The organism is Streptomyces sp. NPDC001832 (assembly GCF_040297265.1).
In the GTDB taxonomy this organism is placed as follows: Bacteria; Actinomycetota; Actinomycetes; order Streptomycetales; family Streptomycetaceae; genus Streptomyces.
In genome coordinates this window covers 1-1,623 of sequence record NZ_JBEOYU010000093.1, presented here as the reverse complement: position 1 = coordinate 1,623, position 1,623 = coordinate 1, and the positions used below count along the sequence as shown (strand labels likewise).

The 1,623-nt window shown below is 34.4% G+C and carries 2 protein-coding genes; both read right to left on the bottom strand.

Annotated features, from left to right (window positions below; genetic code table 11):
- A partial coding sequence (locus tag ABT115_RS30780) for a hypothetical protein (RefSeq protein WP_502969197.1) occupies window positions 1-186 on the bottom strand: 186 nt, incomplete at its 3' end.
- 277 nt (window positions 187-463) lie between these two features.
- On the bottom strand, window positions 464-1,354 hold the full coding sequence (locus ABT115_RS30775) for an IS982-like element ISLll1 family transposase (protein ID WP_351796774.1): 891 nt from the start codon (window positions 1,352-1,354) through the stop codon (window positions 464-466).
- Window positions 1,355-1,623 lie beyond the last annotated feature (269 nt).

Below are 1,623 nucleotides of genomic sequence, written 5' to 3'. Positions count from 1 at the left end.
CAAGAATACTATATTAACTTTAGGAGGAGCATCAGTATCTATACATGAAACAGCTAGCTCAAACATTTTTAATGGTGTCTTATCCATTTTTGCAACTGAGCTAATTAAATCGTTATGCTCTGCCACCTTCCTTGAACTTATTTCCTGTATTTGTTTATTTCTTTCTCCTGTGTCTATCTCTTGCATAATCCACTCCTTTTATGATTTAAATAAATAATAACACAAAGCACCTACAAACACAAATAATTTGTAGGACTATACACAGTTTTTTGTAGGACTATACACAGTTTTTTGTAGGACTATGCACAGTTTTTTGTAGGACTATAATCCTGTTACCCCTTGCAAACACTATATTTTTTTTTTCGCAAAAGAACAAAAGACAAAATATATAATATAAAATAATTAAAAGGGACTCTAAGGAGTCCCAATTTTCTTTTTTTAAAATACCCGAATTGCTAGTTGATTATTTAGCCATGACTTGATACCCGATAGAATATCTTAAAGTCTCTGGTTCCAGTGATTTAGCTGATTTTAACAGTAAAGAATACGCTAAAAGTATCATCTCTAATTTCAATTGAAAACCTTGAGGCGAACGACTTTTACAACGCTCAGCTCCTAGATTTGTCAAAAAAGAGAAAACTCGCTCAATCACTTTTCTATGTTTTGAAAAATTAGGGAAAAGGATTTTCTTTTGCTTCATGTTCTTCCTGACAGGTGTAATTAGATCAATTCCTTCTAATTCCAGCCTTTCATGCAGTGACTGACCTAAATATCCCATATCTCCAAGGACTGTTGGTGTCCCAAATTGACTCAACACTTCCTCGGTCATTGAACTATCAGCCATTGAAGCAGGAGTAATTGTGTAGTCTATGACATAGCCTGATTCACTGACTAAAGCATGACATTTACATCCATAGAAGTACTGTCCCTTTGTAGCATTGTAGCCAACATTGGCATAATCTCCAAGAACTTTGCTTCTGAAGTTACGAATAGGCTGACACAAAGGAATGGGGAAGCTGTCAATAATGGATACACTCATTCCTTCAACCTCTTTAAAGACGAGTGCTTGGCGAATGACTTGGATACTCGGTAAGAGGGCATTACAACGGCGGACAAAGCGAGAATATTCTAGGAAATTAGGAAATAAACTTTGAGCCAGTTGGTGCTTAGCTTTAAGCGTTTCACTAAAATGCAGTACGCCCCATAGGTAACAAGCGATAACTAAGCAATCTGATGTTGCGAGATGGACGTTCTTTCGGTTTTGAACCTCAAGGGGAACACTCGTTTGATAAAGCGTCTCAATGGTTGTCAGTAAATAAACAAAAACTTTTGGAAGTGTGCTATTATAAGTCATATAAGTCGTGCGCTTTCTAATGCTTAGTGGTTTAAGATTAGGATAGCACGACTTATTTATTTTCCAATGAAATTAACTAGCAATTCGGGTATATAAAAGTATTGCTTGATGTATTTCTGAAAAATTGTAATTTTTCTGAAAGTAAAGTTGAAAAACCATACTAAATGATTAAACTTATATCTTTATTTATACGTAAAATTTCTTGCAGTTTAAAATTTGAAACCCATACATTCACTTGCATTAACAGGTTTTGTTTTATATAATAAACT